At 33.9% G+C, this 3,320-nt stretch carries 3 protein-coding genes; 2 read left to right on the top strand and 1 reads right to left on the bottom strand.

What is annotated here, in order from left to right; translation table 11 throughout:
• Positions 1-356: 356 nt before the first annotated feature.
• Positions 357-1,106 carry a hydrogen peroxide-dependent heme synthase gene (gene hemQ / locus KA833_RS03480; protein ID WP_210127975.1) on the bottom strand — a complete coding sequence of 250 codons (750 nt, stop codon included), beginning with the start codon at positions 1,104-1,106 and terminating at the stop codon, positions 357-359.
• Between the two features lie 171 nt (positions 1,107-1,277).
• Between hemQ and pta the strand changes: the two genes are divergently transcribed.
• Positions 1,278-2,264, top strand: coding sequence for a phosphate acetyltransferase (gene pta / locus KA833_RS03475; protein WP_046207276.1), 987 nt, complete (start codon positions 1,278-1,280; stop codon positions 2,262-2,264).
• Entirely contained in the window at positions 2,264-3,103 is an 840-nt protein-coding gene (locus KA833_RS03470; protein ID WP_070038936.1) for a lipoate--protein ligase family protein, read from the top strand. The genes pta and KA833_RS03470 overlap by 1 nt, the downstream gene beginning before the upstream one ends.
• Positions 3,104-3,320: the final 217 nt, after the last annotated feature.

Genomic DNA, 3,320 nt, shown 5'->3' with positions numbered 1-3,320 from the left:
ATGCGAGGAGCATGCGAACCGCCAAATCAAACGAAGTAGAAAGCAAGAGCGACTAATACATGTAACTTATGACAATAGCTATCTTTTGAGATTTAGTAGTCAAATTCAAACATAGGTATTGAATGATTTATTGTAATTGTACCTTAAAGGGCAAAATATAATGGCAGTGCGCCTAAAATATGTACGTTTGAGACGTAATTGTAGTTATATATGAATGCAAAAAAATGATATATAAAAGCCCCTCCATTATTAAATGAAGGGGTTAATCATAGTTTATAAAAAATAAAGTTATACTCTAAAACAAGAAAGGTTGTAATTTGTATTAAAAATAACATTAGTTAAAATATAGTGATAAATTACATTTCAAAAAGCGTTGGTAAACTATCTTTGGTGATAATGTTACCCACATAGAAACTGCCGAAATCACCGTAACGTGCCGTCGTTTCGTCAAATCTCATTTCAGAAACAATTTTTTTAAATTGAAGTGGGTCATCTGCAAATAGCGTGACACCCCATTCGAAATCATCAAAGCCCATAGAGCCTGTGATAAATTGTTTGATTTTACCAGCATATTGACGACCGATTTTACCGTGATTGTACATTAGTTCTTGTCTTTCTTCTAATGGCAACATATACCAGTTATAAGTTTCATTACGACGTTTGTCCATAGGATAGAAACAAATATATTCGGATTGAGGTAATTCTGGATATAATCTTGGTTTGATATGTGGATTTTCGTATGGATCTTCGTCAGATTTTCCTGCTAAATAATTGCCGAGTTCAATAATCGAAACATATGAGTATGTCGGAATTAAAAAGTCAGTGATTTTCAATTTGTTAAATTCATTTTCAAAAGCATTTAAATCTTTTAATTCAGGACGTAATGCCCATAAAAGAATATCTGCTTTTTGACCAGTAATATTATAAAATGCGTGATCGCCGACATGGTTCGTACGTGCTTCTTTGTGTTTATCTAAAAATGATTGCAACTCTTCAACTAACGTTTGACGTTCATTTTCTGGGACTAGACGTAAACTAGCCCAATCTATAGCATATAATAAATGTAAACTATACCAACCATCTAAAGTTTCTGGCGCTTGTGGCATATTGAATCGCTCCTTTATAAATAATTCTATATCTACACTGAAAATTCTATCATAAAGGTAACTGTAAAACATAAGTAAATGATTACAAATTGGTGACATGGAATTCTATAAAAAAATGACGTATAATAGTAATGGAAAAAATAATAGTATTAAAAATTTGAGGAGGCCCATATGTCTTTATTAGATGTATTACAAGAGAAATTGTCAGGAAAAAATGTGAAAATTGTTTTACCTGAAGGAGAAGATGAACGCGTATTAACTGCGGCAACACAATTACAAAGTACAGATTATGTAACACCAGTTTTATTAGGTAATGAAGCAAATGTTAATGCGTTAGCTAAAGACAAAGGTTTAGATATTTCAAACTTAGAAATTATCGATCCTGAAACGAGTGATTTGAAACAAGAGTTAGTGACAGCTTTTGTTGAACGTCGTAAAGGGAAAGCAACTGAAGCCCAAGCTCAAGAAATGTTAAAAGACGTAAATTACTTTGGTACGATGCTAGTATATACTGGTAAAGCTGAAGGTTTAGTAAGTGGTGCTGCGCACTCTACAGGTGATACCGTTCGTCCAGCCCTACAAATTATAAAAACAAAACCAGGTGTAACTAAAACATCAGGTATATTCTTTATGATCAAAGGTGAAGAACAATATATCTTTGGTGATTGTGCGATTAATCCTACATTAGAAGCACAAGATTTAGCGGAAATTGCGGTAGAAAGTGCAAAATCTGCTCAAAGTTTTGGCATGTCTCCACGTGTAGCAATGTTAAGTTTTTCAACAAAAGGTTCTGCAAAATCGGATGATGTTGAAAAAGTTTCCAATGCGGTAGCATTAGCACAAGAAAAGGTTGAAACTGATCAACTTAAAGATGTGGTTATTGATGGAGAATTCCAATTTGATGCAGCAATTGTACCTGAAGTTGCTAAGAAAAAGGCACCGGATGCACAAATTCAAGGCGATGCAAATGTATTTATTTTCCCAAGTTTAGAAGCTGGTAATATTGGATATAAAATCGCACAACGCCTTGGTGGTTATGATGCGGTAGGCCCGGTATTACAAGGTCTTAATTCACCAGTAAATGATTTATCTCGTGGTTGTTCAATAGAAGACGTGTATAATTTATCAATCATCACTGCTGCACAAACATTACAATAATGGATTTAGCAAGTAAGTACTTTAATAGTGCCACTTGGCGTTATGTAGATCATTCTTCTGGTTTAGCACCGATGCAGTCATTTGCATTTGACGATACTTTGTCAGAAAGTGTAGGCAAAAATTTATCAAGCAGTGTGGTACGTACTTGGATACATCAACATACAATTATTTTAGGTATCCATGATTCAAGATTACCGCACTTGCAAGATGGTATTCGCTATTTAACTGAAGAACGAGGGTATAATGCGATTGTGAGAAACTCGGGTGGTCTAGGTGTTGTATTAGACCAAGGTGTACTCAACATTTCACTTATTTTTAAAGGCAAGCATGATATTACAATTGATGAAGCATTTTCAGTCATGTACTTATTAGTGTCGAAAATGTTTGAAGACGATGATGTTGAAATTGAGACCTATGAGATTGAACAATCATATTGTCCAGGTAAATTTGATTTAAGTATAAATGGAAAGAAATTTGCCGGTATTTCGCAAAGACGTGTTCGAGGTGGCATAGCTGTCCAAGTATATCTATGCGTAGAAGGCGATGGCAGTGAACGCGCTGCATTGATGAAAGCATTTTATGAACGCGCATTACAAGGCGAGCGTACTAAATTTGAATACCCTGATATTGACCCTCAATGCATGGCATCTTTATCGCAATTATTAGGCAGAACATTAACAGTTCAAGATGTGATGTTCCAGTTACTATATGCGTTAAAAGATTTAGGCGCCAATTTGACGATGGAAGACATTACGGATGATGAGTGGCAACGATATGAAGGTTATTTTGACAAGATGATTGAACGCAATGCTAAAGTTAATCAAAAAATGGACGAATGAGACAAAGACTAGAAACGATACAATATAATGTATTCGTTTTTAGTCTTTTTATTTATAATTGCATAATGGAAAGATGACTATAATTTGTTGAATTATAGTAATTAAATAAGTAATATAGTGAAAGTATACGTTAAAAATCAAAAATAAATTAATAAAATAAAGTGAAGTTTTTGAATAATAGGTCATCGCGTTTTATAATAAAGTCAAGTCCAGACTC

Origin of the sequence: Staphylococcus sp. GDY8P67P, assembly GCF_017892545.1 — a bacterium.
Taxonomy (GTDB): domain Bacteria; phylum Bacillota; class Bacilli; order Staphylococcales; family Staphylococcaceae; genus Staphylococcus; species Staphylococcus ureilyticus.
The sequence above is the reverse complement of the archived record's forward strand: the minus strand, read 5'-3'. Positions and strand labels throughout refer to the sequence as shown.